Raw genomic sequence first — 3,072 nt, 5'->3', positions numbered from 1 at the left:
AGGGAAGGAAACGAAAGTAGGTCAGAAAACTTTCGTTTCCTGACCTACTCGATTATAAGACTGATCTCTACCTTGCCTGCAAAAACAATGAAGTACAAAGCACTACTCTTCGACCTTGATGACACGCTCTGGGCTACCTTTGACAATAATAAGGCGAGCCTACACAGACTCTACGATGAGGAGGAGTGGGGAGCTTATTACGCTACCTTCGAAGACTACTTCGCCGTCTACTTTCCCCATCAGGAGCAGCTCTGGGACGACTATCGTAAGGGGTATATCAGTAAGGATCAGCTACTCCTAGACCGTCTGCGCTATCCACTCCGGGGGCTCGTCTCGTGGAGCGACCCGCAAGTTATGGAGCTCAATCAGCGCTTCATCAACTACGTGCAGCAACAGACGGCACTCATACCGCATGCCTTAGAGGTGCTCGCAGAGTTACACCGTAGCTACACGATTGTCATCGTGAGCAATGGATTTGAAGAGACGCAGTACGGCAAGATCAACGGCTCTGGTTTGGCACCCTACATCGACAAAGTGGTCTTGGTCGACCATGTCGGTGTGCCTAAGCCTGCGCCTGAGTTTCTAGACTACGCCTTGAAGGCCGTAGGGTGTAGTCGTCAGGAAGCGCTCGTCATCGGTGACAGTTGGCCGAGCGACATCCTCTGTGCGCTCAATAGTGGCATTGACTCCGTCTGGTACAACCTATGGCAAGTCCCGATGCCCACTTATGACCAGCAGCGCCACTCAGTCATTGAGATCAGAGACCTGCGGGAGCTACTGCCCCTGCTCACACCGAGTACCGCGCCACGCCTATGATTACCACGGTAGAGGGGGTCGTGCTGCGTGTCATCCCATACTCAGACCGCTCACTCATAGCTACGCTCTACACAGACCTGTGGGGGGCTGCAGCCTTCTCCGTGCCTATCGGTGGCAGGAGCAGAGCAACGAGCAATCTCTTCCAACCGCTACGAGGTCTGCAGCTTACGACCCCTTCACCCGCCAGTCAGCCCGTCAAGCTCATCCGTCAGGTACAGCTCGTCCGTGGCGCACTTCCCTTAGCCCAGCGCCCAGCCGCCAGCGGTTACTTCCTCTATCTCGCTCAGCTCCTCCGAGAGCTACTCGCTCAGGAGCCAGAGGATCTACGTCTATATAATATAGTAGTGCAAGCCCTAGACCAGCTAGACCGCATCGAGAGCCTTGAGGAGTTACAAGGCTTTGACCTAGCCCTGCTTGTCTCCATACTGCGTGCCAAAGGGTACCTCCCCGAGGGGCTAGAGATGCGAAGCCTGGACTCTGAAAGCTACAGGACACACTGGCTAGACCTCGAGCAATGGACGATACTCCCGCTCCGAACCGACTACGCTGTACCGCTAACGCCAGAGCTCCAGAGCACTTTGCCGAGACTCCTACGATATGATCTAGAGCACTTTGCACCGAATAGCTTTACAACCGCAGAGTACGAGACTCTGCGCAGACTACTGCTCCACTTCACCGAGCTCCACTCGCCCTCTTTTCGGATCAAGCATATCATGCCGCCACCCTAAGCTGTGGAAGAGGGGGCGAGTTGCCCTTAACTTATCTCATATGCCTGTCCACCAGAGTCTCTACAAGCAAGCTAAGGCTTTTCAAACCAATAGTTATAGTAGGGCAAATTTCCTATTCCTCTTTATGGCTCAAACGAGACATACACTTAATGTCGTAGTCAAGCTCCTTGATACTCTCCAGATGCTCCATCTCTCGCTGGTGGGCATTGTATGCTTGTAGCTCTTTGGAAGCTTTTCGTACGGCCATCTCATGAGATATGGCTCCAGCGTGTTCTAGTATGTTTTTGTCATTCATCGTCAGCACGAGGCGTAGCTTCTGTATCCAGTCTCGCATATACATCGGTTTTTCAGCCTGTGCTTGCGCCTCGGCATAGGCGAGGAATTGCTCTACGATAAGCTTCAGTTGCTTGATCTCTTGCTCATTGAGGTAGTTCTTACCTATTGTGATGTCTCTCTTTCTGACTTTACCCTCTAGCTCCGTAGAGGTGAGCCCCATCATAGGTAGTGCAGCATTGGATCGATAGTAGATTAGTTCGGCAGCTGTCTTACCACTGACAGCCCAAAGTAGCTTGTTCTGCACCTCTTTGTAAAAAGCGATAGTCATCTCATCTGAGGGATTGTAATCTATGCTGGTTGCGTAGATATCCTTGATTTGCTGATAGAAGAGCCTTTCAGACAGACGTATCTCACGAATCCTGTCGAGTAGCTCTTTGAAGTAGTTGTATGCAGAGCCCCTCTTCAGTCGCTCATCATCGAGAGCAAAGCCCTTGGTTAGGTACTCTCTCAGCTGTTGAGTCGCCCAGATACGGAACTGCGTACCCTGTAGTGACTTCACTCGGTATCCTACCGATATGATGACGTCAAGATTGTAGTAGTCAATCTGATATTCTTTTCCATCAGAAGCAGTTGTTGCAAATTTTGCAACAACTGAATTACTAGACAGCTCGCCCTCCTCAAAGATGTTTTTGATATGTCGAGAGATGGTAGACTTATTTCGTCCGAATAGGGTAGCCATCTGGTCTAGAGACAGCCATACAGTGTCTTGATTAAATTGTACATCAACCTTTATCTTGCCATCTATCGACTGATAGATGAGCATTTGATCTGCTTTGCTTTTGCTCATAGCTCTTGCTGGGTCATAGTTGCATTCATGTGCCACTGCTGGAAGAAGGCTTGTAGCCTCAAAACCTCCTGCACAAAGCTACGCAAATCAGCCCACATATCCGCTACGCCCACGCTCATCTTAGTTTTGAGAAATCCGTGCATCGTCAAGGCGGAGCACTCGTTAGCGCTATTCGTATCGTGCTGATTCCTTAGCATATACGAGTTCCAAAAACAGTTCCCCTCTTGGAACTTTTTAGTCCCAATGGAGGAACTCTCCAGTTCCAGTAGGGGAACTATTAGGGGGAAGGGCATTAGGGAGAGGATTGCGGGTAAGTAGATGGAAATGAGAGCGGTTCGCACGATATCTCAGTGGTTTGCACTGCGAGGTAAAGTGCAGAAAGCGTGGATTTGTGCAGAAGTTCCG

At 50.5% G+C, this 3,072-nt stretch carries 4 protein-coding genes; 2 read left to right on the top strand and 2 right to left on the bottom strand.

Annotation, left to right across the window (positions count from 1 at the left end):
• Positions 1-87 precede the first annotated feature (87 nt).
• The gene (locus Q0X57_RS08000) at positions 88-816 is read left to right on the top strand and encodes a YjjG family noncanonical pyrimidine nucleotidase (protein ID WP_297729938.1); all 729 of its coding nucleotides are present in this window, start codon (positions 88-90) and stop codon (positions 814-816) included.
• Complete coding sequence (locus Q0X57_RS07995; RefSeq protein ID WP_297729936.1) at positions 813-1,544, top strand: recombination protein O N-terminal domain-containing protein; 732 nt, start codon at positions 813-815, stop codon at positions 1,542-1,544. The genes Q0X57_RS08000 and Q0X57_RS07995 overlap by 4 nt, the downstream gene beginning before the upstream one ends.
• Positions 1,545-1,656: 112 nt before the next feature.
• Here the strand turns inward: Q0X57_RS07995 and rhuM are convergent, their stop codons facing one another.
• Positions 1,657-2,667, bottom strand: coding sequence for a RhuM family protein (gene rhuM, locus Q0X57_RS07990; protein WP_039865759.1), 1,011 nt, complete (start codon positions 2,665-2,667; stop codon positions 1,657-1,659).
• Complete coding sequence (locus tag Q0X57_RS07985; RefSeq protein WP_297729935.1) at positions 2,664-2,864, bottom strand: hypothetical protein; 201 nt, start codon at positions 2,862-2,864, stop codon at positions 2,664-2,666. The genes rhuM and Q0X57_RS07985 overlap by 4 nt, the downstream gene beginning before the upstream one ends.
• Between the last annotated feature and the right edge of the window lie 208 nt (positions 2,865-3,072).

Source organism: uncultured Porphyromonas sp. (assembly GCF_947254915.1).
Lineage (GTDB): Bacteria > Bacteroidota > Bacteroidia > Bacteroidales > Porphyromonadaceae > Porphyromonas.
Note: the sequence above shows the minus strand (reverse complement) of the source record. Positions and strands in the feature narration are given on the sequence as shown.

What these genes read in the sequence shown, in the direction of transcription:
- Q0X57_RS07985 (WP_297729935.1), bottom strand. Translation starts at nt 2,864, where the DNA reads ATGCTAAGGAATCAGCACGATACGAATAGCGCTAACGAGTGCTCCGCC.
- Q0X57_RS07995 (WP_297729936.1), top strand. Translation starts at nt 813, where the DNA reads ATGATTACCACGGTAGAGGGGGTCGTGCTGCGTGTCATCCCATACTCA.
- Q0X57_RS08000 (WP_297729938.1), top strand. Translation starts at nt 88, where the DNA reads ATGAAGTACAAAGCACTACTCTTCGACCTTGATGACACGCTCTGGGCT.
- rhuM (WP_039865759.1), bottom strand. Translation starts at nt 2,667, where the DNA reads ATGAGCAAAAGCAAAGCAGATCAAATGCTCATCTATCAGTCGATAGAT.